At 69.0% G+C, this 23,873-nt stretch carries 19 protein-coding genes; 11 read left to right on the forward strand and 8 right to left on the reverse strand.

All coding sequences use genetic code 11. From position 1 onward, the window contains the following. Positions 1-4 precede the first annotated feature (4 nt). The 3 genes from pfp to pgm form a co-directional block, all read right to left on the reverse strand. Entirely contained in the window at positions 5-1,279 is a 1,275-nt protein-coding gene (pfp, locus tag VEC57_17010; GenBank protein ID HYC00836.1) for a diphosphate--fructose-6-phosphate 1-phosphotransferase, read from the reverse strand. Between the two features lie 74 nt (positions 1,280-1,353). Further along, on the reverse strand, positions 1,354-2,892 hold the full coding sequence (locus VEC57_17015; protein ID HYC00837.1) for a long-chain fatty acid--CoA ligase: 1,539 nt from the start codon (positions 2,890-2,892) through the stop codon (positions 1,354-1,356). A 33-nt stretch (positions 2,893-2,925) separates the two neighbouring features. Next, positions 2,926-4,572 (reverse strand): phosphoglucomutase (alpha-D-glucose-1,6-bisphosphate-dependent), encoded by a 1,647-nt coding sequence (gene pgm / locus VEC57_17020; protein ID HYC00838.1) that lies wholly within the window; start codon positions 4,570-4,572, stop codon positions 2,926-2,928. A gap of 164 nt (positions 4,573-4,736) precedes the next feature. On the opposite strand from pgm, the gene VEC57_17025 reads away from it, so the two are divergent. The 3 genes from VEC57_17025 (at position 4,737) to VEC57_17035 (ending at position 6,437) form a co-directional block, all read left to right on the forward strand. Further along, complete coding sequence (locus tag VEC57_17025; GenBank protein ID HYC00839.1) at positions 4,737-4,865, forward strand: hypothetical protein; 129 nt, start codon at positions 4,737-4,739, stop codon at positions 4,863-4,865. An 84-nt stretch (positions 4,866-4,949) separates the two neighbouring features. Further along, positions 4,950-5,762: a sensor histidine kinase gene (locus VEC57_17030; GenBank protein ID HYC00840.1), complete on the forward strand. Its 813-nt coding sequence runs from the start codon at positions 4,950-4,952 to the stop codon at positions 5,760-5,762. Further along, positions 5,763-6,437 (forward strand): response regulator transcription factor, encoded by a 675-nt coding sequence (locus VEC57_17035; protein ID HYC00841.1) that lies wholly within the window; start codon positions 5,763-5,765, stop codon positions 6,435-6,437. It abuts the gene before it with no gap. A gap of 29 nt (positions 6,438-6,466) precedes the next feature. Here the strand turns inward: VEC57_17035 and VEC57_17040 are convergent, their stop codons facing one another. The 4 genes from VEC57_17040 to VEC57_17055 form a co-directional block, all read right to left on the reverse strand. Continuing rightward, complete coding sequence (locus tag VEC57_17040) at positions 6,467-9,235, reverse strand: hypothetical protein (GenBank protein HYC00842.1); 2,769 nt, start codon at positions 9,233-9,235, stop codon at positions 6,467-6,469. Between the two features lie 14 nt (positions 9,236-9,249). Further along, positions 9,250-10,338 carry a VOC family protein gene (locus tag VEC57_17045; GenBank protein HYC00843.1) on the reverse strand — a complete coding sequence of 363 codons (1,089 nt, stop codon included), beginning with the start codon at positions 10,336-10,338 and terminating at the stop codon, positions 9,250-9,252. A gap of 44 nt (positions 10,339-10,382) precedes the next feature. Continuing rightward, positions 10,383-11,861: a mechanosensitive ion channel domain-containing protein gene (locus VEC57_17050; GenBank protein HYC00844.1), complete on the reverse strand. Its 1,479-nt coding sequence runs from the start codon at positions 11,859-11,861 to the stop codon at positions 10,383-10,385. Between the two features lie 94 nt (positions 11,862-11,955). Further along, positions 11,956-13,071: a glucose 1-dehydrogenase gene (locus tag VEC57_17055; protein HYC00845.1), complete on the reverse strand. Its 1,116-nt coding sequence runs from the start codon at positions 13,069-13,071 to the stop codon at positions 11,956-11,958. 271 nt (positions 13,072-13,342) lie between these two features. On the opposite strand from VEC57_17055, the gene VEC57_17060 reads away from it, so the two are divergent. The 8 genes from VEC57_17060 (at position 13,343) to VEC57_17095 (ending at position 22,813) form a co-directional block, all read left to right on the forward strand. Beyond that, positions 13,343-14,590, forward strand: coding sequence for a glycosyltransferase family 4 protein (locus tag VEC57_17060; protein ID HYC00846.1), 1,248 nt, complete (start codon positions 13,343-13,345; stop codon positions 14,588-14,590). After that, positions 14,583-15,836 carry a glycoside hydrolase family 57 protein gene (locus VEC57_17065; protein ID HYC00847.1) on the forward strand — a complete coding sequence of 418 codons (1,254 nt, stop codon included), beginning with the start codon at positions 14,583-14,585 and terminating at the stop codon, positions 15,834-15,836. Before VEC57_17060 ends, VEC57_17065 begins: the two co-directional genes overlap by 8 nt. A 50-nt stretch (positions 15,837-15,886) precedes the next feature. Next, positions 15,887-17,653: a tetratricopeptide repeat protein gene (locus VEC57_17070; GenBank protein ID HYC00848.1), complete on the forward strand. Its 1,767-nt coding sequence runs from the start codon at positions 15,887-15,889 to the stop codon at positions 17,651-17,653. Positions 17,654-17,714: 61 nt separating this feature from the next. Further along, positions 17,715-18,899, forward strand: a complete 1,185-nt coding sequence (locus tag VEC57_17075; GenBank protein HYC00849.1) for an MFS transporter — start codon at positions 17,715-17,717, stop codon at positions 18,897-18,899. 27 nt (positions 18,900-18,926) lie between these two features. Next, entirely contained in the window at positions 18,927-19,688 is a 762-nt protein-coding gene (tam, locus tag VEC57_17080) for a trans-aconitate 2-methyltransferase (protein HYC00850.1), read from the forward strand. A 141-nt stretch (positions 19,689-19,829) separates the two neighbouring features. Beyond that, positions 19,830-20,303: a heme-binding protein gene (locus VEC57_17085; GenBank protein HYC00851.1), complete on the forward strand. Its 474-nt coding sequence runs from the start codon at positions 19,830-19,832 to the stop codon at positions 20,301-20,303. A gap of 9 nt (positions 20,304-20,312) precedes the next feature. Beyond that, on the forward strand, positions 20,313-21,260 hold the full coding sequence (locus tag VEC57_17090; GenBank protein ID HYC00852.1) for an aquaporin: 948 nt from the start codon (positions 20,313-20,315) through the stop codon (positions 21,258-21,260). Between the two features lie 5 nt (positions 21,261-21,265). After that, positions 21,266-22,813: a GMC family oxidoreductase gene (locus VEC57_17095; GenBank protein HYC00853.1), complete on the forward strand. Its 1,548-nt coding sequence runs from the start codon at positions 21,266-21,268 to the stop codon at positions 22,811-22,813. A gap of 112 nt (positions 22,814-22,925) precedes the next feature. On the opposite strand, the gene VEC57_17100 is transcribed toward VEC57_17095, so the two are convergent. Beyond that, positions 22,926-23,864, reverse strand: a complete 939-nt coding sequence (locus VEC57_17100) for a LysR family transcriptional regulator (GenBank protein ID HYC00854.1) — start codon at positions 23,862-23,864, stop codon at positions 22,926-22,928. Positions 23,865-23,873: the final 9 nt, after the last annotated feature.

Consider the following 23,873-nt stretch of genomic DNA (forward strand, 5'->3'; position numbering starts at 1 on the left):
CGCCTCATTCCACCAGCTTCATCGGCCCCGGCTCGTTCTCCGTCAGATACTCGAAGCGCTCGCGGAACTTGTCGATGCTCATGTTGGCGGCCTTGGCCAGCCCCGCACTCTGGAACGGATCGCTGAAGTCCTCGCGCCGCAGCCGGATCATGTAGCGGCGCGCGATCTTGTAGCGGGTCGAGGCGACGTCGAGCAGGCGCACGCGCGCGCGTCCGCTCTGCGGATCGAGCATGCTCTCGAAGGGCACCGGCACGAAATGCCCGCCCTGAATCGAGATCATCGCGGCGTTGCCGCCTTCGAGCAGGAACTGCGCGGCGCAGTAGCCGAGGTCGCGCGTGTACTCCATGTCGTACGGAACCGGATCGGCGCAGCGCAGCTCGTAGCCGATGTCCTTGGCCACGATCGTGGCCTTGACGCCGAGGTCGGACAGGCACTTGCGCACGCTCTGCTTGAGCAGGTCGCCGATGTCGACCTCGGCGATGCGCACGTGCCCGTGCTCATCGCGCTCGACGTTCTCGATGCCCGACAGATCCTCGGGCTTGACGCCGAGCACGACACCTTCGGCGATGACCGCCAGCCCGTCCTGCCGCCCGTCGGCCAGGCGCTTGAGGATCGCGCCGACCAGCGTGTCGGTCAGCGTCTTGAGCGAAAAGCCGGAGGTGCCGAATTCCTCCGGCACCAGCGTCAGGGTGGCGCCGGCGGCCTTGCCGATGCCGAGCGCCAGATGACCCGCCTTGCGGCCCATCGCGATGACGAAGTACCACCGATGCGTCGTGAACGCGTCGACCATCAGGTTCTTGACCAGCTCGGCGCCCACGGCACGCGCGGTCTGGAAGCCGAACGTGTCGATGTCGGGCGGAAGGTCGAGGTCGTTGTCGATGGTCTTGGGCACGTGCGCGACGCGGATGCGGCCGGCCGCGACCTGCTCGAGCTTGAGCGCCGAGAACGCCGTGTCGTCGCCGCCGATGGTGATGAGCTTGTCCACTCGCAGCCGCAGCAGCGTGGCCACGGTCTGCTCCAGGAGCGTGTTGGACTTGGTCGGGTTGGCGCGCGAGATGCCGAGGATGGAGCCGCCGCGGAAGTGGATGCGGCTGACGTCGTCGATGTCCAGGCTGCGCACCTCGCTGACGTCGCCCTCCATGACGTGCTCGAAGCCGTCGGGGAGGCCAAGGACCTCGACGCCCTCGAGGCGCGAGCGGATGGTCGCGGCGCCGATGACGCTGTTGATGCCGGGCGCGGGACCGCCGCCGACGAGAATCGCGAGCTTGCCCTTGACCATGACCTCTCCTGATGCCGGTTCGGCGTCAGGTCGGAGGATGTCGGCGACCGCACATCTTCCAACCCGAGCCGGCTTCACTCCGGGGCGGGCCCCGGGAACCTGTCGCGCAGGATCCGCTTGAGGATCTTTCCCGACGGATTGCGCGGGATCTCGTCGACGAAGTACACCGCGCGCGGCTGCTTGTAACGCGCCAGGCGGCCGCGCGTGTACTCGAGCACGTCGGCGGCGTCCACTTCCTCGGCCACGACCACGGCGGCCGGCGACTCGCCCCACTTCTCGCTCGGCTGTCCGATCACGGCCGCGTCGCGGATCTTCGGATGCGTCAGCAGCACGTTCTCCACCTCGGCGGGATAGATGTTCTCGCCGCCCGAGATGATCATGTCCTTCTTGCGGTCCTGGATGTAGACGAAGCCGTCCTCGTCGATGCTGGCCAGGTCGCCCGTGTACAGCCAGCCGCCGCGGATCGTCTCGGCCGTGGCCTCCGGCCGCTTCCAGTACTCCTTCATCAGATGCCGGCCCCGTACGATGACCTCGCCGACCGATCCCGGATCGACGTCGTTGCCGTCGGGGTCCACCACGCGCACGTCGGTGTGGAAGAACGCCTTGCCCGTCGACCCCGCCTTGGCCACCGCATCCTCGCCGATGATCAGGCACGACGGCCCGCACGTCTCGGTCAGCCCGTAGACCTGATGGATGTCCATGCCCTGTGCGATGTAGGTCTGGATCATGCTGACGGGCACGGGCGCCGCGCCGCTCATGATCCAGCGCAGCGTGCTGCGGTCGACCTTGTCGCGATTGGGCGCCTGCTGCAGGAATCCCAGCATGGCGGGGACCGCCAGCATGCTGGTGACCTTCTCCTTCTCGATCAGCTCCCACACCTTCACAGGATCGAAGGCGCGGCAGACGATGCTGGTGATTCCCCGGTGCACGTTGGCCGTCAGCGGCGTGAGCGCGCCGACGTGGAAGAGCGGGAGGCCGACCAGATAGACGTCCCCGTAGCGCACTTCGGCCGTGGCGTTGATCGTCTGGCACGCGGCGGCCACGCTGCCGTGCGTGTGCACGGCACCTTTGGGAAGCCCCGTCGTGCCCGAGGTGTACATGATGTAGAGGTCGTCGCCGTCGCCGGCTTCGATCACCGGCGACGCGTCGCTCGCGGCTTCGTGGAGCGACGCGTACGATTGCGCGAAATGCGCGGGCGAGGCCGCTCCGACGCTGAGCCAGCGCCGCACGCTGGTGGCGGCGCTGCCGCGGTCGTGCAGGTCGGCCGCGGCCTGTGCGAACTCCTCACCGTAGATGAGCGTCTCGGCGCCGCTGTCCCCCAGGATGAATGCCAGCTCGTCGGGCACCAGGCGCCAGTTCAGCGGCACGACGATGCCGCCGAGCTTGGCCACGGCGAAGAAGCTCTCGACGAACTCGACGCTGTTCATCATCAGCAGCGCCACGCGGTCGCCGCGACGCACGCCGAGGTCCGAAAGCAGGTTGGCGGTGCGGTTGCAGCGGTCGTCCAGCTCCCGGAACGTCAGCCGCACGCCCTGCTCGGGTCCGATGTATCCGGTCAGCCGCGGCGACAGGGACGCGCGTTTGGCAAGGAAGGCGCCGACGTTGTCACGCATGATGAGGAAACCTCTGCTGTTGCGGCGCGGGCTTCAGCGCAGCGCCTCGTCCACGATGGCCTGGGCCTCCTCGACGATGCGCGCCAGGTGCTCGCGCCCGCGGAAGCTCTCGACGTAGATCTTGTAGATGTCCTCGGTACCCGAGGGACGCGCGGCAAACCAGCCGTTCTCCGCGACGACCTTGACGCCGCCGATGGGGCTGCCGTTGCCGGGAGCGTGCGAGAGGCGGGCGAGGATCTTCTCTCCAGCCAGCTCGCGGCGCTGGATCCGGTCGGGAGAGAGCTTGGACAGGCGCGCCTTCTGCTCGGCAGTGGCAGGCGCTTCGACGCGATCGTAGACCGGATCGCCAAAGCTGGCCGTCAGCTCACGGTAGTGCTCGGAGGGATCGCGGCCGGTGCGCGCGGTGATTTCCGCCGACAGCAGCGCCGGAACCATGCCGTCCTTGTCCGTCGTCCACGCGCCTCCATCGCGGCGCACGAAGCTGGCGCCCGCGCTCTCCTCACCGCCGAAAGCGAGCGAGCCGTCGAGCAGGCCCTCGACGAACCACTTGAACCCCACCGGCACCTCATGAACCTCGCGTCGGAGGCGCTGGCAGACGCGATCGATCATCGAGCTGCTGACCAGCGTCTTGCCCACGCGCGCATCCGCGCTCCACTGCGGCCGGTTGCGGAAGAGGTAGTCGATGGCCACGGCAAGATAATGGTTGGGCTGCATGAGGCCACCGCTGCGGGTGACGATGCCGTGGCGGTCGGCATCGGCATCGCAGGCGAAGGCAACGTCGTAGCGGTCGCTCAGTCCGATCAGACGCTGCATCGCATGGCTGGAGGAAGGGTCCATGCGAATGCGTCCGTCCCAGTCGAGCGACATGAAGCCGAAGGTGGCATCGACCTGTTCATTGACCACCGTGAGGTCCAGACCGTAGCGCTCGGCGATGGCGTGCCAGTAGGACACGCTTGCGCCGCCGAGAGGATCGGTGCCGATGCGCACGCGTGCGGCGGCGATGGCGTCCATGTCCACCACGGCGGCCAGGTCCTCGATGTATCGCGTGCGATAGTCGTAGCGGTGGGTCGTCGACGCCTCCAGTGCGCGCTCGTAGGGAATGCGCCGGATCTGCTGCACGCCGGAACGGAGCAGCTCGTTGGCTTCTTCCTGAATCGCCCTGGTGACGGCGACGTCGGCCGGACCGCCGTTCGGCGGATTGTACTTGAAGCCGCCATCGACCGGCGGGTTGTGCGACGGCGTGATCAGGATTCCGTCGGCCAGATGCGCGGCGCGGTCGCGGTTGTGCGTCAGGATCGCGTGCGAGACCACCGGCGTCGGCGTGAACCCGTCGTCGTGCGCGATGCGCACCTCCACCTCGTGCGCCGCCAGCACCTCCAGCGCCGAGGCGAACGCGGGTCGCGACAGCGCATGGGTATCGATGCCGAGGTGCAGCGGACCGTCGATTCCGTTGGAGCGGCGCCAGCGACAGATGGCTTCGGTGATGGCCAGGACGTGCGCCTCGTTGAACGTTCCGTCCAGAGCCGAGCCGCGATGGCCCGAGGTCCCGAACGCGACGGCGTGGCCGGCGTCGGCGGGATCGGGTCGGATCGTGTAGTAGGCCGTGAGGAGCGCAGGGATGTCGGCGAGCATGGATGCCGGGGGTTGCGTGCCCGCCAACGGATGCAGTTGCTTGCTCACCCGGCGATGGTGACGCGGCAACCGGCGCGTGCAAATGCGCCGTCGTCGGCAACGCGATCTCGGCACCCCCGGCTTCGACGTTCCTGCGATCGGCTACGTCGCCGATGGAGCTGCTGACCGGAGTCCAGTTCTCGGTTCTCCCATCAAGCCCGAGCTGATCTCGGGTGCCGTCGCCGCAGCGTCCGTCCAACGAGACTGCCGAGCTCGTGCTGCGCGCGCCGTTCGGCGAGGCCGTCACCTGCCGCCGCGCCATCGATGACGACTGCGCGTCCGAACCTGTCGCGCTGGTCTGACGCGCCGCATGAAATCGTTGGCGATCGGGTATTGCGCGATCAGGCTCTGGTCGACGAGCCCGCTTGATGACAACCTGAGAGGTCATGAATGTCTCTCTCGGACAGCGAGCCCGGCCCGAGCCGCCCGCGACGCGCATCCTGCGGCCGCGGATCGGTGCCGGCGCCCCCCACGACGGCGGGTTGCGAGATGCGCTCGCTGCGAATGCCCAGAGCCATGACGGCGCTGGAGCCGCCACCGCCGCAGCCTTGCCCGACGGCGTCCGCACGATGCTGGTCGAAGCCCTGGAGGCCGAACGCCATCACCTCGCCCGCGAGCTGCACGACGAGATCGGGCAGATCCTCATTGCCGCCAAGCTCGGCGTCGAAACGCTCAGGCATGCCGAAGGAACGCCCGAATTCCCGACCCGCGTCTCCGATGCGCTGGCGCTCATCGTCGATGCGGTCCACAGGGTCCGCGCGCTGTCGATCGGCCTGCGCCCGCCGCTGCTGGAGTCAGGTCTCGTATCCGCGCTCACCGCGGCCGTCGGCCGCCTCGCCGTGCTCAACTCCATCGAAATTCGGCTCGACGCCGATCCGAACATTCCGCGGCTGCCGCCGGCCGTCGAGCTGACCGTGTTCCGGGTGGTGCAGGAAGCGGTGATCAATGCCCAGCGGCATTCGCACGCGCGAACCGTGCAGGTCGCCGTGTGGATGGACGGCGTCTGCGTGCATGCCTGCGTGGATGACAACGGCTGCGGATTCGACGTCGACATGGCGCTCGAGCGCGCCAGTTACGGCCAGAGCATGGGCCTGCCCGCCATGCGCGACCGCGTGGAGGGGCTGGGCGGAACGTTCGCGATCGATTCGAACTACGAACGCGGGACGCGCATCGAGGCGTGGATCCCGATAGAGACCTGAATGCAGACGGAAGTCATCCTCGTCGACGATCACATGCTGGTGCGCCGCGGGCTGCGCGGACTGCTCGACCAGTCCGACCAGGTGCGTGTCATCGGAGAGGCGGCCGAGGGCTTCGAGGCGATCGAGCTGGTGCGGGCCAATCAGCCGCGCGTGGTTGTCATGGACATTTCCATGCCGCGCATGAACGGACTGGAGGCGACCAGCCGCGTCGTGCGCGAGAACCCGTCGACGCGCGTGCTGGTCCTGTCGATGCACGCCGACGACGACTACGTGCTGCAGGCCTTCCGCCACGGCGCCTCGGGCTACCTGCACAAGGATGCTCCCACCGCCGAGCTCATCGAGGCCATCGAGGCCATCGCTCGCGGCGAGTTCTACCTGGGGTCGGGAATCTCGCAGGAACTGCTCAAGCACTGCATCCGGGCACGCAACGAAGGGCCGGGCGAGGGCCCGACCGGAGAGATGTATCGCCTGCTCACGCCGCGCCAGCGCGAGGTTCTCCAGCTCATTGCGGAGGGCCAGTCCACGCGTCGAATGGCGGAGACGCTCGGCGTGGGCATCAAGACCATCGAGACGCACCGCGCCCAGCTCATGAAGCGGCTCGGCATCTACGAGATCGCCGGTCTGGTCCGTTTCGCCATCCGGTTGAAGCTGGTGACGTCCGAGCGCCAGAACTGAGCGCGCGCGGCGTAGGCGCGACTTCCGTCTCACACTCCAGCAGGACTTCGGCTGAGGTCCTCGATCAGCCGCACCACCAGTGCCGTCCAGCCCGTCTGATGGCTGGCACCGAGGCCGCGCCCCGTTTCCGCGTGGAAGTATTCATGGAAGAGGCACAGGTCGCGCCAGTGCGGGTCGCGAGCATGGCAGGGATCGTCACCGGAGAAGGGGCGACGGCCGCTTGCATCGCTTCGGAAGATGGCGCGCAGCCGCGAGGCGATTTCGCGCGCGACGTGCGAGAGCCGCTGGCCGCGTCCCGAGCCCGAGGGGCATTCGACGGTCAGATCGTCGCCGTAGAAGTGATCGTAGCGCTCCAGAGCTTCGACCAGCAGGTAGTTGATCGGAAACCAGATCGGCCCTCGCCAGTTCGAGTTGCCGCCGAAGAGACCGGTGGTCGATTCGCCCGGTGTGTAGACGACACGGTGCTGCTCGCCGCCCACCTCGAACACGTACGGTCGCTGCTCGTGAATGCGAGAGAGCGAGCGGATGCCGTAGGGTGAGAGGAACTCGGTCTCGTCGAGCATGTAGCGCAGCACCTTCTGCAGGCGGTCGGCGGAAGCCACGGCCAGAAGACGACGGCCGCGATCGCCGCCGCTGCTGCGGTGCTCGATGTGGCGCGCGAGGTCGGGGCGGTTGGCGAGAAACCACTGCATCCGCTTCCGGAACTGCGGAAGCTTCTCGAGCACCTCGTCGTCGAGGACCTCGACGGCCAGCAGCGGAATCAGGCCCACCAGCGAGCGGATGCGCAGCGGAATGCGCTCCTGGCCCAGGTGCAGCTCGTCGTAGTAGAAGCCGTCGTCCTCGTTCCACAGCCCGTCGCCGCCGAGCGTGTTGATGGCATCCACGATGGCCACGAAATGCTCGAAGAACTTGCTGGCCATGTCCTCGTAGACCGGGTCTTCCTGTGCCAGCTCCAGCGCCATCGCCAGCATGGTCGCGCAGTAGAACGCCATCCATGCGGTTCCGTCCGCCTGTTCGAGATGGCCGCCCGTCGGCAGCGGGCGCGAGCGGTCGAACACTCCGATGTTGTCGAGGCCGAGAAAGCCGCCCGAGAACAGATGGTGGCCCTCGGGATCCTTGCGGTTGACCCACCAGTTGAAGTTGAGCGTGAGCTTGTGGAAGACGCGGCGCAGGAAGTCGCGGTCGCGGTTGCCCGGCGCGCCGGCGATCTTGTACACCCGCCACGCCGCCCACGCGTGCACCGGCGGATTGACGTCGGAGAACGCGAACTCGTAGGCCGGGATCTGCCCGCTCGGATGCAGGTACCACTCGCGCAGGAACAGCTCGATCTGCTGCTTGGCGAAGGACGGGTCGACGCGCGCCATGGGCACCATGTGGAACGCGAGGTCCCAGGCGGCGTACCATGGATATTCCCACTTGTCGGGCATCGAGATGATGTCGCGGTTGTAGAGATGGCGCCAGTCGCTGTTGCGTCCGGCAAGGCGCTGCGGCGGCGGCGCCGGGTGGCCTGGATCGCCCTGCAGCCAATCGCGGACGCAGAAGTGGAAGAACTGCTTGGAGATCAGCAGCCCGGCGTACGCCTGGCGCGCGATGCGCCGATCCTCGGCATCCGCGCCGGCAGGGAGGACGGCGGCGTAGAATTCGTCCGCCTCGCGGCGGCGCCGGTCGAAGACGTCGTCGAAGCCTGCGCCCAATGGAGCGCCCGTGCATTCACGCTCGGCCGTCAGTCGCAGCTGCAGCGTCACCGTGGCCCCGGCCGGCACCAGGAGCCGGTAGTGCGCCCCGGCCTTGGTGCCGCTGCGACCGGGGTTCACCGCCGCCGCATCGTCGTCGACGAGGTAGCGATGAAATGCATCCTTGACGAATGGCGAGGCGTTGGCGCTGCCGAAGAGCCGCTCGTTGTTGGTCTCGTTCTCCGTGAACAGCAGCGCCGGCAGCTGTCCGTCCGGCGACGGTCCGGCGCTCCAGCAGAAACGGCCGAGCTCCTCGTGCTCGGCCGCCACGCAGGCGTCACCGCCGGCGGCGTACAGTCGCGGCCGCGCCGGATAGCCGTCGCCGCTGCGGCCCCACGACCACGTGTTGCGGAACCACAACGTGGGCAGCACGTGCAGCGGAGCCGCGTCATCGCCGCGGTTGGCGATGTGGATGCGGATCAGGATGTCGTCGGGGGAGGCCTTGGCGTACTCGGCGAAGACGTCGAAGTAGCGGCCGTCGTCGAAGACGCCGGTGTCGGTCAGCTCGAGCTCGGGTTGCTCGCGGCCGCGGCTGCGGTTCTCCTCGACCAGGCGAGCGTAGGGAAACTGCGCCTGCGGATACTTGTAGAGCGAGCGTACGTAGGAGTGCGTCGGCGTGGAGTCGAGATAGTAGTAGCACTCCTTGACGTCCTCGCCGTGGTTCCCCTCGGGGCCGGTGAGCCCGAACAGGCGCTCCTTCAGGATCGGATCGCGCTCGTTCCAGAGCGCCAGCGCAAAGCACAGGCGCGCACGGTGGTCGCAAAAGCCGAGCAGGCCGTCCTCGCCCCAGCGGTAGGCGCGGCTGCGTGCATGGTCATGCGGAAAGTAGCTCCAGCAGTCTCCGTGCGCCGAGTAGTCCTCGCGCACCGTCGCCCATTGCCGCTCGGCCAGGTACGGGCCGAAGCGCTTCCAGTGCCGCGCGCGGCGGGCATCGTCGTGGAGACGCGCATGCTCGGCCGTGGTCGCGGCGGCAGCGGCCGTTGCCGATGACGACTGCGTGGCGCCGCGGCCAGCGGCGCGGCGGCGCGAGCGGACGGTGGTGGTGGCGCGAGCGGAAGTCGGCATGCTGCTCTCCTCGATCAGTGTCGCGTGCGGCTGGCGTGTCCGGCCTTTCCGGAGATGGCTTCCGAGGTCGCCGAATCCCTCGTCTCGACGAAGCGCAGGCGGTGCCCGTCGGGATCGGCCGCCAGCGCGGCGCGCGTGAAGCCAAGCGCGCCGTCGGCGGCGACGATCCCCGGCGAGTCCATGGGCGCACGCGAACGGTTCAGCTCGATTGCCGCGGCGTCCAGATCGGTCGGCACCAGATCGACCTGCCAGTGCAGCAGGTCGTTGGCGGCGGCACCGGCCGGCCGCGGCCGGCCGGTGGACGGCGAGATGTACTCGAGCAGCTCGATGCCCGGCCCCTGCGCTGCACGCAGCGCAGTGATGCGCAGCCGTGCGCCGAAGACGCCGTTGAGATGCTCCTGCTCGGTGCCGAAGTTCTCGCTCTCGCCCGCGACGCGCAGACCCAGCACGTCGCGATAGAACGCGAGGCTGGCCGCGGTGTCGGAGATGACGATGGCAGTGTGGTCGATGCCGAGGAACAGCGGCTCCTGCCTCTGCCAGCGCTCGTCGCCCTTGCCGGCGGGAAACGCGAGGATCTCGAGAAAGTGGCCGTCGGGGTCGCGAAAGTAGAACGCCTCGATGCCGGCGGCAGCGGGAATGGTCTGCGGCAGGAGCTGCGGCCCCGAGGATGCGTGCTCGACGCGGTGCTTGCGCAGGTGCTCGTAGGCGCGGGCCATGTCGCTGACGACGATGGCGATGTGCTGGAACCACCGATCGTTGGCTCGCGTGTCGGGCGGCATGGGCAGCCCGCGCGGCGTCAGGTACTGCGTCAGCTCGATGGTCTCGCTGCCGAGCCGCAGCCGCACCACACGCATGCGCAGCGGGAACACGCCCTGCAGCCGCTCGTAGCTCTCGCCGGCAACCTCGACGTCGGAGATTTTTTCGAAGCCGAGCACGTCGGTGAAGAAGGCGGCGGAGCGGTCGGCGTCCGAGACCGTCATGCCGATGGCACCGACCGCAGCGATCGTGCCGGCCGCCAAGGCGGTGCAGGCGACGGCGAAGGTAAGGACGGCCGCAGCCGCGAAGGCGAGCAGGGAGAGGCGTCGCAGGTTGCGCGGAGCCATGGCCGCTTGGATGCCGCAGCGGTCGATGCGTTGCGTCTCCTCGTTCACGCCGCCGCGCGCGCAGCGCCGCTGGTGAAGCGGTAGAAGAAATACCCGTCGCGGAAGTCATGCTCGTCCAGGACGTGTCGCACCAGGCCGGCGGCGACCATGCGGCGGCCGGCGGTCACGGCTTCGCTGCGGGTCAAGCCGGCGTGCTCGGTCATCCACGTGACGGCCTCGGTGCCGACGAAGCTTTGCGGATAGACGCTCAGAAGATGGCGCCGGTCCTCCACGGCAACGCCTGCATCGCCGGCCATTCGAGCCGCCAGCGACGCGATCTCGGCGTCGTCCCATTCCTCGATCCCCGCTTCCGGCGGCGGCTCCGGCATCGGCACTGCGGCGTCGGCCTGCTCGGTATGCGGCTGCGCGCCTGCGAAGATCGCCGCCGCGCGCTCGAGCGTTCGCGCCGCCACGTCCAGGTCGCGCTGCGAGCTGGCGATGGCGATGGCGTAGCCGGCGAACGCGCGCTCGATGCGAAGGCCGAGCTCGCTCACCAGCGCCTGCTGCGTGCGCGGCTCCCGCGTCCACACGAGCAGGTCCAGCTCGATGCCGTCGCTGCCGAAGCGGCGCATCTGCACGCTCGGCCGCGGCTCGCGCAGCACCGAGGGCACGCCTCTCGCGACCTCCATCAACGCGCGCCGCGCGCGGGAGAGATCGGTGCCGTAGGGCACGGTCACCGGCAGGTGAAGGCGCGAGGTCGGGTCGCCGTGGCTCCAGTTGATCACCTCGCTCTCGAGGAAGCGCGAGTTGGGAACCAGGATGGCAACGCTGTCGTTGGTGCGGATCTCGGTGCTGCGCGCGCCCACCCGCACCACCGTGCCTTCCAGAGCGCCCACGGCCACGTAATCGCCGGGCCGGATCGGGCGCTCCATGTTGATGAGGAGACCGCTGACGAAGTTGTTGGCGATGTTCTGCAGCCCGAAGCCGATCCCGACGCCCAGCACGCTGGCCAGGATGGCAAAGGAGCGAAGGTCCACTCCCTGCTCGTTCAGGATCACGATCGCGCCGAGAAACGTCAGCACGTAGCGCAGCAGCACCGAGACCGTTTCCTGGAAGCCCGCCTCGATGCCGGCGGCGGCCAGCACGCGCGTCCGCAGCACGCGCGTCAGCGCGCTGACCGAAAGCCACAGCGCGGCCAGCATGGCCGGGAGCAGGAGCAGGTCGAGGGCGGAGTAGCTTCGAGCGTCGAGCGTGAACAGCGGCGCCGTCAGGCTCATCTGCAGGACGTCGGCGATCATCGCCCGCCACTGGTGCGCCGCCATGACGCGCTCGCTCAGCAGCCACGCCGCGGCGCTCCACACGCCTGCCTGCAGGAGCAGAGCCGAGACGACGGCGGCGTCGCCGAGGCGGCGGCGCAGGCCGCCGCCGCCGCTCGCCGCTGCCAGCCGCCGCTGCAGCCGGCGGCCAGCACGCTGGATGGCGAAGCTGGCAGCGATGCACGCGGCGAACGTTGCGGCGCAGACGAGCAGCGCGTGGATCGTCATCGTTGCCGTTGTGCCGCCGGCACGCGTTCGATCGGGCGCACCAGCTCGGCCCGCCACCACGACGGATGGGGCACGGCTTCGACGACAATGAGGCTCATGCCGCCATCTGCAGGACGTGCTTGATGCCGCCAGGGCGGCCGAGCAGCAGCTCGCGATGGGATTCGATGGAGTGCCGCCCGCTGATCAGCGACGACACCACGCCGGGCCAGCGCTGCGCGAATCCCGCCAGCTCGCGGATCGCAGCCTCGAACGCATCTCGGCCGGCATTGACGGTGCCGAAGACGACCTGGTTGCGCAGCACGAGGTTGCGCATCAGCCGGTCGGTGTCGACTTCCACCGGCTCGCGCCGGCCCGGCACGCCAGTGAAGATGAAGACACTGTTGGGACCCAGCGCCTGCATGACGTCGAAGGCCACGCGCGATGCGCCCGCCGCCTCGTAGACGACGTCAATGGTGCCGACCTGCTCGGCCAGCTCGGCTGCGGTGACGTCCTCCGAAGAGACGTAGGTGGCGCCGATGGCCTGCGTCAGCTCGGCCTTCGGATGCGGCGTGCGGTCTCGGGAGTAGACGATCGTCTCGAAGCCGGCCGCGCACAGCGCCATGGCACCGAGCAGACCGACGGGACCGGCGCCCAGGACCACGGCGCGGCGGCAATGGCCGTGGCTGCGGCCGGGCCGGTGCGGGCATCCCCAGGGAAGACGCTCCTGAATGTCCCAGAGCTGGATGAGCGCTTTCTGTGCGATCGTGAGCGGCTCGACCAGAACCGCGATGTCGCGGAGCGAGCGGGGCACGGGGTTCAAGTAGCGCTCCTCTTCGACGACCAGCTCGGTCATGAAGCCATGCGCGCCCTTGATGCCCCGCTCGCAGAAGTCGCCGGTGTAGCAGAAGTCCTGGCGGCCGGCGCGGCAGGCCGTGCAGTGCGCGTGCGCGCAAGGCCGGCGCACCATCGGAATGACCAGATCGCCGCGGCGCAGCGAAGTGACTGCGGCGCCGACCTCGACGACTTCCGCCACCGACTCGTGCCCGATCACCAGGTGCGAGGAGCCGGCCGGCGGCAGCCCGTATTCGAACGAGCATATCTCGCGGTCCGTGCCGCAGATGCCGACGTCCAGGATTCGCAGCAGCACCTGCGACGGCGAGGCGATGCGCGGCTCGGGCTCCTCGATGATGCGAAGCTCGCGGGTGCTCGGGAAGACGGCGATGGATTTCATGACGGCTCAGATGCCGGAGGACGCCGCGGGAAACGCCGCACCGACGCCGGCGGCAATCGCCGCAATCGCGTCCGCGGAGGCAGCGACGCGCAGCGTACGCGGGCGACGTCGCTTCGCGCCGGCAGCGCACCGAATGTTCCAAGCGACGTCATCTCGCGCCGGCAGCGCACCGCACGGTCCGCCAAGCGACGTCACCTCGCGCCGGCAGCGCACCGCACGGTCCGCCAAGCGACGTCACCTCGCACCGGCAGCGGCATCCGAGCACCCATCCATGAGAGCGGGCCAGGACAGCCGTGCCATCAAGGTGCTGATGCTGGGGTGGGAGCTTCCGCCGTTCTTCGCCGGCGGCGTCGGCGTGGTGTGCGACGCGCTGACGCGCGCGCTGGCGTCGCGCAACGTCGACGTCACCTACCTGATGCCGCGAGGGCCGCAGGAGAGCCGCCACGGCCGCGTGCGCGTCGTGGCGACGTCGCCGCTGGAGCAGCGCATCCGGCTCCAGGCCGTCGCGAGCGCGCTGCACTCGTACGCTGCCGGCGACGGACCCGCGCACGCGGTGGCGTGGTCCCAAGGCAGGCGCGTCGATCGGTTTCATCCGCTCTACGGGCCCGACCTGCTGGGCGAGGTCGTCGAGTTCGCGCGCCGCAGCGTCGAGCTGGTGCGCTCACACGACGTCGCCTTCGACGTCATCCACGCTCACGACTGGACCACCTTTGCCGCCGGCCTCGCGCTGCAGCGCGCCTTCGGGAAGCCGCTGGTGGCGCACGTGCACATCACCGAGTTCGACAAGAGCGGCGGCCACCATGCCGACGCCCTGGTCTACGCGCTGGAGCGCGAGGGCATGCACGGCGCCGACGTGCTGGTCGCGGTGAGCGAGCGCATCAAGCGGACCTGCGTGGAACGGTACGGCGTGACCGCCTCGCGCGTGCGCGTCATCTACAACGGCATCGATCCCGACGAAGAGGAGCGCGAGCCGATCGCGTTCGACGAGCCGGTCGTCCTGTTCCTCGGCCGCATGACGCTGCAGAAAGGGCCCGAATACTTCCTGGAAGCCGCTGCCAGGGTTCACCGTGTGCATCCGGGCGTGCGCTTCGTCATGGCCGGCAGCGGCGACCTGCTGCCGCGCATGATCGAGCGCGCGGCCGAGCTCGGGCTGGGCGCCCACGTCTCCTTTACCGGCTTCGTCGACCGCGAGCAGGCCGGCGTCCTTTATCGCAGCGCCGACGTCTTCGTCATGCCCAGCGTCAGCGAGCCGTTCGGCATCGTGCCGCTGGAGGCGATGGACCAGGCGGTCCCGACGATCGTCTCACGGCAGTCGGGCGTGGCGGAGGTGCTGTGCAACGCGCTCAAGGTCGATTTCTGGGACACCGAGGATCTTGCCGCCAAGATCCTCGCGGCGCTTCGATACCCTGGGCTGCGCTGCGAGCTGGCCCGGCACGGCAGGCGCGAAGTCGGTCGCATGGGCTGGAGCGCCGTCGCGCAGCAGGTCGAAAGCACGTATCGCGAGGTCACGCATGCCTGACGTGTGTTTCTACTTTCAGGTCCACCAGCCCTATCGCCTGCGGCGCTACAGCGTCTTCGAGGTCGGGCGATCGCAGGCCTACTTCGACGACGAGACCAACGAGGCGGTCCTGCGCAAGGTCGCCGAGAAGTGCTACCGGCCGATGAACGCGCTGCTGGCCGAGCTCATCGATCGGCACGAAGGGCGCTTCAAGGTCGCCTTCTCCCTGACCGGCACGGTGCTGGAGCAACTCGAGCGTTGGGCTCCCGACGTGCTGGCCAGCTTCCAGCGCCTGCACGCCAGCGGCTGCGTCGAGCTGCTGGCGGAAACCTACCACCACAGCCTGAGCTTCCTGACCGATGCCGAAGAGTTCGACTATCAGGTCGACCTGCACACGGATCGTATCCAGGACCTGTTCGGCGTGCGGCCGCGCATCTTCCGCAACACCGAGCTGATCTTCAGCAACGTGCTGGCGCTCCACCTGCAGCGCCGCGGCTTCGCCGGCGCCATCGCCGAAGGCGCCGATCACGTGCTCGGCTGGCGCTCTCCGCACTTTCTCTACCATGCCACCGGTGCCCGCGACCTGCCGCTCCTGCTCAAGAGCTACCGCCTCAGCGACGACATCGCGTTCCGCTTCGGCAATTCGGACTGGGACGCGCATCCGCTGTCGGCGCAGCGCTTCGCGAGCTGGCTGCGCGCGGCTGGCGGCGGAGGCGGGATCGTCAACCTGTTCATGGACTACGAGACCTTCGGCGAGCACCAGTGGAAGGAGACCGGCATCTTCGAGTTCATGCGCGAGCTGCCCGGCCACGTGCTCGCGCATCCGGAGGGCCGCTTGGTGACGCCGTCGGAGGCGATTGCCGCGCACCAGCCGGTTGCCGAGATCGATGTGCCAACGTTCATGTCGTGGGCGGACGCCGAGCGGGATCTGTCGGCGTGGACCGGCAACGCCATGCAGCGCTCGGCGCTGGAGGCGGTCTTCGCCCTGCGCGCGAGCGTTCTTTGGAGCGGCGACGCGCGCCTGGCCACGGCATGGCGCCGGCTGACCACCAGCGATCACTTCTACTACATGTGCACCAAGCACTTCGCCGATGGCGACGTGCACAAGTACTTCAGTCCCTACGAGTCGCCCTACGAAGCGTACATCGCGTTCATGAACGCGGTCAGCGATCTGCGAGGCAGGGTGCGGCCGCGGCAGCGGCCATGGTCGGGCGGCGTGGAGACGGACGAGGCAGGCCTGCACCTCCGATCGACCTCGCCAGCCTAGCGGGGCGAGGCGCGTGCGCGGCCGCTGTGCGCTTGGTAGATTCGCGCACCATGGCCGAAGCGCCCGCCGAAGCTGCCGCCCCGCGCCTGCATCGCGCCGCCATCCTGAGCGCCGATGCCGTCGGATACAGTGCGCGCATGGCCGCCGACCCGGCGGCGACGGTGGAGGCGCTGCGCTCGCGCCGCGACCTGTTCAGCGGCCGCATTCGCAAGCATCAGGGACGCTTGGTCGGCACTGCCGGCGACAACGTGCTTGCCGAGTTCGCGAGCGCGGTCGACGCCGTGGCGTGCGGTCTGGAGGTGCAGGCCGAGCTTGCCCGGCTGGAAGCCGCGATGCCGCCGGAGCGGCGGCTGCCGTTTCGCATCGGCGTGCACGTCGGCGACATCCTGCTGGCCGACGGCGAGATCTTCGGCGACGGCATCAACGTGGCCGCGCGCCTGGAAGGCCTTGCGCTGCCGGGGGGCGTTTGCGCGTCCGCCACGGTGGTCGAAGAGGTCCGGGGCAAGGTCGAAGCGGCATTCGAGGATCTCGGCGAGCAGCCGCTCAAGAACATTCCGGCGCCCATTCGCACCTACCGCATCCACTTCGCCGGCGCCGCCGGCGCGCATGCTCCCACCACCATCGCGGGTTTCAGCGGCCGCCCGGTGATCGCCGTGCTGCCATTCGAGGACCGCAGCACCGACGTGGCCTACGGCTATCTCGCTGACGGCATCGCCGAGGATCTGATAGCCCATCTGTCGGCGTTTCGCCTGTTCCCCGTCATCTCGCGAAGCTCCACGTTCACCTACAAGGGCCGGCGCGTGGATGCGCGCCAGGTCAGCCGCGAGCTGCGCGCGCGCTACGTCGTCGAAGGCAGCGTGCAGGCCGCTGCCGGGCGCGTGCGCGTCAAGGTCGATCTGATCGACGGCGTGCAGGGGCACCAGCTCTATTCGGAGCGTTTCGACCGCGACCTCGGCGACGTCTTCGCACTGCAGGACGAAATCGTGGTCGCCATCGTCACCTCGATCGAGCCGGCGGTGGCGCGGGCCGAGCGCCAGCGGATCCATTCCAAGCCGGCGCCGCAGCTCGATTCCTGGGAATGCTTCCAGCGTGCGGCGGCGCTGCTGTTCGGCCTGCGCGCGCGCGAGGACCTCGAGGAGGCGCTGGTGCTGTTCGGCCGCGCGCGCCAGCTCGATCCGTCGTTTTCGACTGCGGCTGCGCTCGAATGCGTCTGCCACGTCGCGCTCATCACGTCGCACTGGTCGCCCGACGTTGCGCGCTCGGTGGCCGAGGCGCGGCAGGCGGCCGAGGCCGCGCTGGCGCTGGACGACAACGATCCGTGGGCGCAGGCCGCCTTCGGCTACGCATGCTCGCTGATCGGAGAGCACGAGCGTGCCATCGCCGCGTTCGATCGCGCCATCGAGCTCAATCCGAGCCTGACGATGGCCTACCAGGGGCTCGCCGTCGCGCTGACCGTCGATCGTCCCGACGAGGCCATCGCGGTGATGGAGAAGGCCATCCGGCTGTCGCCTCGCGACTCGCAGATGCACCTGTTCCTTCACCAGCTCGGCGTGGCGCACATGATGGCGGGCCGCTACGACGATGCGATTCATTGCGAGACCGAAAGCCTGCGGCTGCGACCCGACCAGGGCCACGGCTATCGCATCCTGGCCGCCGCCTGCGGCCATGCCGGACGACACGGCGAAGCTCTGGAAGCGCTCGAGAAGATGGATCGGCTGGCGCCGGGTTTCTCGCTCGAGACGTTCCACACCGTCAACTCCCCCGCGCTGGTCGATGCGTGCATGAGCGGCTGGCGCAAAGCCGGCTGGCAAGGCTAGTCGCTTTCTGCGCGCCGTTTACGACTATCTGCGCGCGCTCGACCCGCGCCTGCCGCGCTCGGTGTGGCTGCTCGAGCTCGGCGGCCTGGTCAGCATGGCCGGAACCGGGCTGATCCTGCCGTTCCTCATCATCTATCTGCACGACGTTCGCGGGATGTCGCTGACGATGGCCGGCGTGGCCACGGCGGCCAACTATCTGGCCTCCCTCCCGGCCGGTGCCATCGGCGGCGCATGGGTGGACCGCCTGGGACCGAAGAAGATCATCGTGCTCTCGCTGCTCGTGCAGGCGGCCGTGATCTCGTGCTTCCCGCTGATCCGCGAGCCCTGGCATGCGATTGCGCTGCAGGTGGCGATGGGCCTCGGCAACGGGATCTTCTGGCCCGCGCAGGCCAGCATGCTCAGCCAGCTGGCGGCGCAGGAACGCCGGCCCGCGGCCTTTGCGCTGCAGCGCATGGGCATGAACCTCGGCATCGGCATCGGCGCGCTTGCAGGCGGTGCCATCGCGGACGTCTCGCAGGCTTCGACGTTCACCACGCTGTTCCTGCTCGACGGGCTTTCCTTCGTCGCGTTCGCTGCCGTGATGGCCGCGCTGCCGTCGCTGCCCGGAAACGCCGATGCCGTCGAAGGTGCATCGTATGGCGCGGTGCTGCGGGATCGTCCGTTCCTCGGCCTGATGGTGCTGAACACGATGTTGATCGCCGCCGGAATCGTGCCGCTGGTGGAGTTCCTGCCGGTCTATGCCAAGCACGGCGCGGCCGTGACCGAGGAGGCGATCGGATGGATCTTCTTCGCCAACACGATGGCGATCGTGGTGGCGCAGCTTCCCATCGCGCACTGGCTCGAGGGCAAGCGGCGCATGCCCGCTCTTGCCGGCATGGCAGCGATGTGGGCGGCGATGTGGCTGGTGGTGCCGCTTGCCGTCGAGAACCTGTCGGCGATGCCGGCAGCGCTCGTGCTGGCGGCGGTGGCGGCGCTGCTCGGCCTCGGCGAGTGCCTGCTCGGGCCCGTGCAGGCGCCGCTGGTCGCGGATCTGGCCGGCCCCTCGCGGCTCGGCCGCTACATGGCGGTCTCGAGCATGACCTGGCAGCTCGGCTTCGTCATCGGGCCGCCCATCGCCGGCTACGTTCTCGACGTGTGGCCGGTGGCGCTGTGGCTGGGCATGGCGGCCGCGTGCGCGCTGTCGGCCGCCGGCGCCATGTGGCTGGAGAGTGCGGTGCCCGAGAGCTACAGGCGATCGCCGGCGTGACATCGAAGCGATGTTCGGAGGAGCGAGATGAGCCAGTGGGACGCGAGGCAGTACCTGAAGTTCGGTGACGAGCGCACGCGTGCAGCCGCCGAGCTGCTCGCGCGCGTGCCTTTGAGCGACGCGGGCGAGGTCGTCGACCTGGGCTGCGGCCCCGGCAATTCGTCGGCGTTGCTGCGGGCGCGCTGGCCGCACGCCCGCATTCGCGGCATCGACAGCTCTCCGCAGATGCTCGAGCAGGCAAGGCGAGAGGTGCCTTCGGTCGAATGGATCCAGGCCGACGCCGCCAACTGGCAGCCGCAAGAGCCGGTCGACGTCCTCTACGCCAACGCGGTCTTCCACTGGCTGCCCGATCACGACCGGCTGCTGCCGCGCCTGATCTCGGCGCTCGCGCCGGGCGGCGTGCTGGCGGTGCAGATGCCGTGCAACTTCGAGGAGCCGAGCCATCGCCTCATGCGCCAGCTGCCCGGTCCCTGGGAGCAGGCGGTTGCGGAAGTGCGGGCGCTGCAGCCGGTGGCGAGGCCCGCGTTCTACTACGACGTGCTGGCGCCGCACTGCTCCTCCATCGACATCTGGCAGACGACCTACGAGCATGTGATGGCCGACGAGCACGCGATCGTGGAGTGGGTGCGCGGCACGGGCCTGCGTCCTTATCTGGACGCGGTAGCGGACGAGCAGCGCCGGTCCTACCTCGACGCCTATACACGTGCGATCGAACAGGCCTACCGGCCGCGCATCGACGGCAAGCGCCTCTTCTCCTTCCCGCGACTGTTCTTTGTCGCAGTTCGCTAGCGGCGGCGTCAGGTCCGAGCGGCCGGTCTGCGATATCCTCCGACCGCGAGCCATGGTGCCGTAACGCCGGTCGGTCCTGTGCATCGAAGGATTGCCGGGCGCGCTGCGCGTGCCCGAGATGTTCGTTCGCAGGAGCAACCCATGCAGTCCTCGTTTCGATGTCTGACCGCACTTGCGGTCGTCGCGCTCGCATCCGTGGCCGCCGAGGCGGCGCAGACCAAGCCCGTGCTCAACATCGCACAGGCCAAGGCGGTTGCGGCGGCTGCCGTGGCCGAGGCCAGGAGGCTAGGGGCGGGCGGAGCGATCTCGATCGTCGATGACGGCGGGCATCTGCTCTATCTGGAGCGGCTCGATGGCACCTTCCCGTCGGCAGCGATCGTGGCCACCGAGAAGGCGAGAAGCGCCGCGATCTTTCGAAAGCCGACTGCCGACTTCGAGAATGCCGTCAGGGGCGGCCGCAATGCGCTGCTGGGCGTGGACGTGCTGACGCCGCTCGAGGGCGGCATTCCCATCCGCATCGACGACCAGGTCGTGGGCGCGATCGGCATTAGCGGCGCCGCCAGCGCTGCGCAGGATGCCGAGATCGCGCGCATTGCCGCAGCCACGCTGCGCTGAGGCGCGCCGGTGGATGAGCCAGGCGGCATGGACGGCGCCGCGCATGGAGCAGGCGGCATGCACTGCGCCGCGCATGGGACGGGCGACATGCACGGCGCCGCATCGGTGGCCGGAACGAGCGCGATGCGTGCCGGCGCGGCAATCGCGAAAGCACCGTCCTTGCCGCGCGCGTGGCCCGAATACCTGATGGAAGCAGCGGGCCTCGGCACGTTCATGCTCAGTGCGTGCGTGTTCGGCGTGCTGCTGGAGCATCCCGACTGGCTCGTGCGTCCGCTCGTTTCGGACGCCGTCGTCCGCCGCGCGCTGATGGGCGTGGCGATGGGCGCGACGGCGATCGGCATCATCTACTCACCGTGGGGCCGCCGCTCGGGCGCGCACATCAATCCGTCGGTGACGCTGGCGTTCCTGCGCCTGGGCAGGATCGAACCGCGCGACGCGTTCTTCTACGTCGCGGCGCAGCTGCTGGGCGCGGTGGTCGGCGTTTGCGTCGCATCGAGCCTTCTCGGCGAAGCTCTCGCGCATCCCGCCGTCCGCTACGTCGCAACCGTTCCGGGAGCGGCAGGACCGCTCGTTGCGCTGGTCGCCGAGGGCGCGATCTCGGCGCTGCTCATGGCGGTGGTCCTTGCGGCATCCGACACCGCGCGCGTGGCGCCATACACGGGCCTGCTGTGCGGCGGCTTGGTGGCGTCCTACATCACGCTGGAGGCGCCGCTGTCGGGCATGAGCATGAACCCGGCGCGCACGCTCGCCTCGGCCGTGTTCGCCGGCGACTACACGGCGCTGTGGATCTATGTCTCGGCGCCGCCGGCGGCGATGATCTTGGCCGCGGATCTCTACGCTCGCATCGCCGGCCCCGTCGCTTGCGCCAAGCTGTGTCACGACCGGCGCGTGCGCTGCATCTTCTGCGAGCATCGACATCCCGAGCCGCGCGTGACGCCGCTCGCGTGGGTGGAGTGAGGCGAATGTCTGCAAGCAATCACTACGACGTCATCATCATCGGCAGCGGCGCCGGCGGCGGCACGCTGGCTCATCGCCTGGCGCCTTCCGGCAAGCGCATCCTGCTGCTGGAGCGCGGCGACTACGTTGCGCGCGAGAAGGAGAACTGGGACTCGGCAGCCGTGGTCGGCCAGGGACGGTATCACACGACCGAAAGCTGGCTCGATGCCGACGGCGAAGAGTTCCATCCCGGCACGCACTACTTCGTCGGCGGCAACACCAAGTTCTACGGGGCGGCGCTGGTGCGGCTGCGCGAGCGCGACTTCGGGGAGCTCCGTCACTTCGGCGGCATCTCCCCCGCGTGGCCGATCTCCTATGCCGAGCTCGAGCCGTACTACACCGAGGCCGAGCATCTCTATCAGGTGCACGGCGAGCGCGGCGTCGATCCGACCGAGCCGCCTGCCAGCGCGCCGTACAGATTTCGCGCTGTCAGCCACGAGCCGCGCATCCAGGAGCTGTCGGACGACCTCCAGCGGCTCGGATGCAGACCCTTCCACCTGCCGGTCGGCGTGATGATGGATGAACGGAACCCGCGGACGAGCGCCTGCATCCGATGCTCGACCTGCGACGGCTACCCGTGCCTGATCAATGCCAAGGCCGACGCGCAGGTGATCTGCGTCGATCCGGCGCTGCGCCATCCCAACGTCACGCTGATGACCGGCGCCTACGTGCCACGCCTGGAGACGGACGCATCGGGACGGCGCGTCCGGACCGTGCACGTCGAGCGCGGCGGCGAGGAGGAGACGTACACGGGAAGCATCGTGGTCGTCTCGTGCGGCGCGATAAACTCGGCGGCCCTGCTGCTGCGCTCGGCCAGCGACAGGCACCCGCGCGGCCTTGCCAACAGCTCCGACCAGGTCGGCCGCAACTACATGTCGCACCTGAACTCGATGATGCTGGCCATCTCGCGCCACCCCAACCCGACGCGCTTCCAGAAGACGCTCGCCGTCAACGACTTCTACTTCGGCGCGCCCGACTGGGATTTCCCGATGGGCCACATCTCGTTCGTCGGCAAGTCGGACGCCAACGTGCTGGCGGCTGGTGCGCCGCGCATCGTGCCGGGGATGACGCTGGATCTGATGGCGCGGCACTCGCTCGATTTCTGGATGACGTCGGAGGACCTTCCCGATCCGAACAACCGCGTCACCGTCGACGCCCGCGGTCGCATCCGGCTCAGCTACCAGGCCAACAACGTCGAGGGGCACGATCGCCTGCAGCGCAAGCTGAGGAGCATGCTCAGCGCCATCGGCTGCGAGGACCATCTGCTTCCGATGAACGTCTACATCGGCAAGCGCATCCCGCTGGCCGGCGTCGGCCACCAGAACGGCACGATCCGCTTCGGACGCGACCGCCGCACCTCGGTGCTCGACGAGAGCTGCAAGGCGCACGATCTCGACAACCTGTACGTCGTCGATGCCAGCTTCTTTCCGTCCTCGGGCGCGGTGAACCCGGCATTGACGATCATGGCCAACGCGTTGCGCGTCGGCGACCGCATTCTGGAGCGGCTCAGGTGAAACGGGGTCCGATCCGCGAGTCGCGGCCGGCGTCGTTGTTGCGCGCAGACGTCTCCGACGGCCGCCCCTGCGCCGTCATCCCGGACGCAGGCCGGCCGGATTTCGCATCCGATCAGACCTTGCGACGGTCTTTGGCCCGTTCCCGCGGCTTCACCGCCGTCAGCTCCTCGGCAAGGCGTGCGCCGCGCGCGCGCACGCGCTCGAGAAACGCAGCCAGCGGAAGGCTCAGCGGGTAGCTCGGGCGCAGCGCCAGCCGCACGGCGATGGGCGGAACGTCGGCGCGCTCGACGATGACACTTTCGGAGGCCGCGTCGTGCAGCGGCAACGCCGGCGCAAGGCCGATGCCTACGCCGGTAGCGGCGTAGGAGACCAGCAGCGAGACGCTCGGCACCTCGATGGTGGAGACGGGCGCGATGTTGTGTCGCTCCAGGTACGCGTCGAGCAGCGCACGGCCGAGGCTGCCCGCCGACAGACGCAGCACGGGCTCGCTGCCGAGCCGCTCGTGCACCGGCTTGTGCTCGGGAAGGCGCGACGCCACCCACAACATCGGCTGCTCGAACAGCAGATGCTCATCGAGCGCAGGATGCGGCGCAGCGGTGCTCACGATGGCGGCGTCCACTTCGCCGCGCTCGAGAAGCCGCACCGAATCCGCCGAATGCGAAGTGACGATCGCGAACCGCAGCGGCGCGCCGCTCTCGTGCATCTCGCGCAGCACCGGCGCGAGCAGCTCCTTTCCCAGATAGTCGCTGACTGCCAGCCGCACCGTCGTCACCGGCGAGCCGCCCATGGAGCCGAGCAGCGCGTAGACGGACTCGGCCTCGTCGAACAGACGCGTGGCCGGACCGAGGAACGCCTCGCCCGCCGCCGTCAGCCCGATGCCGCGACCGGCGCGGGCGAAGAGGGCAACGCCGAAGTGCTCCTCGATGCGGCGTAGTTGCTGACTGACGGCGGACGGAGTCTTGTGGAGGGTGTCGGCGGCGCGGGCGACCGAGCCGTGACGCGCCACGGTGAGGGCGTCGTAGAGGGCGGGAAGAAGGCTGGCGTCGAGCATGTAGCAGTG

It is taken from the genome of Candidatus Limnocylindrales bacterium, from assembly GCA_035626395.1.
Lineage (GTDB): Bacteria > Desulfobacterota > Binatia > UBA1149 > CAITLU01 > DASPNH01.

What these genes read in the sequence shown, in the direction of transcription:
- pfp (HYC00836.1), bottom strand. Translation starts at nt 1,279, where the DNA reads ATGGTCAAGGGCAAGCTCGCGATTCTCGTCGGCGGCGGTCCCGCGCCC.
- VEC57_17015 (HYC00837.1), bottom strand. Translation starts at nt 2,892, where the DNA reads ATGCGTGACAACGTCGGCGCCTTCCTTGCCAAACGCGCGTCCCTGTCG.
- VEC57_17030 (HYC00840.1), top strand. Translation starts at nt 4,950, where the DNA reads ATGAATGTCTCTCTCGGACAGCGAGCCCGGCCCGAGCCGCCCGCGACG.
- VEC57_17035 (HYC00841.1), top strand. Translation starts at nt 5,763, where the DNA reads ATGCAGACGGAAGTCATCCTCGTCGACGATCACATGCTGGTGCGCCGC.
- VEC57_17040 (HYC00842.1), bottom strand. Translation starts at nt 9,235, where the DNA reads ATGCCGACTTCCGCTCGCGCCACCACCACCGTCCGCTCGCGCCGCCGC.
- VEC57_17045 (HYC00843.1), bottom strand. Translation starts at nt 10,338, where the DNA reads ATGGCTCCGCGCAACCTGCGACGCCTCTCCCTGCTCGCCTTCGCGGCT.
- VEC57_17050 (HYC00844.1), bottom strand. Translation starts at nt 11,861, where the DNA reads ATGACGATCCACGCGCTGCTCGTCTGCGCCGCAACGTTCGCCGCGTGC.
- VEC57_17055 (HYC00845.1), bottom strand. Translation starts at nt 13,071, where the DNA reads ATGAAATCCATCGCCGTCTTCCCGAGCACCCGCGAGCTTCGCATCATC.
- VEC57_17060 (HYC00846.1), top strand. Translation starts at nt 13,343, where the DNA reads ATGAGAGCGGGCCAGGACAGCCGTGCCATCAAGGTGCTGATGCTGGGG.
- VEC57_17065 (HYC00847.1), top strand. Translation starts at nt 14,583, where the DNA reads ATGCCTGACGTGTGTTTCTACTTTCAGGTCCACCAGCCCTATCGCCTG.
- VEC57_17070 (HYC00848.1), top strand. Translation starts at nt 15,887, where the DNA reads ATGGCCGAAGCGCCCGCCGAAGCTGCCGCCCCGCGCCTGCATCGCGCC.
- tam (HYC00850.1), top strand. Translation starts at nt 18,927, where the DNA reads ATGAGCCAGTGGGACGCGAGGCAGTACCTGAAGTTCGGTGACGAGCGC.
- VEC57_17085 (HYC00851.1), top strand. Translation starts at nt 19,830, where the DNA reads ATGCAGTCCTCGTTTCGATGTCTGACCGCACTTGCGGTCGTCGCGCTC.
- VEC57_17095 (HYC00853.1), top strand. Translation starts at nt 21,266, where the DNA reads ATGTCTGCAAGCAATCACTACGACGTCATCATCATCGGCAGCGGCGCC.
- VEC57_17100 (HYC00854.1), bottom strand. Translation starts at nt 23,864, where the DNA reads ATGCTCGACGCCAGCCTTCTTCCCGCCCTCTACGACGCCCTCACCGTG.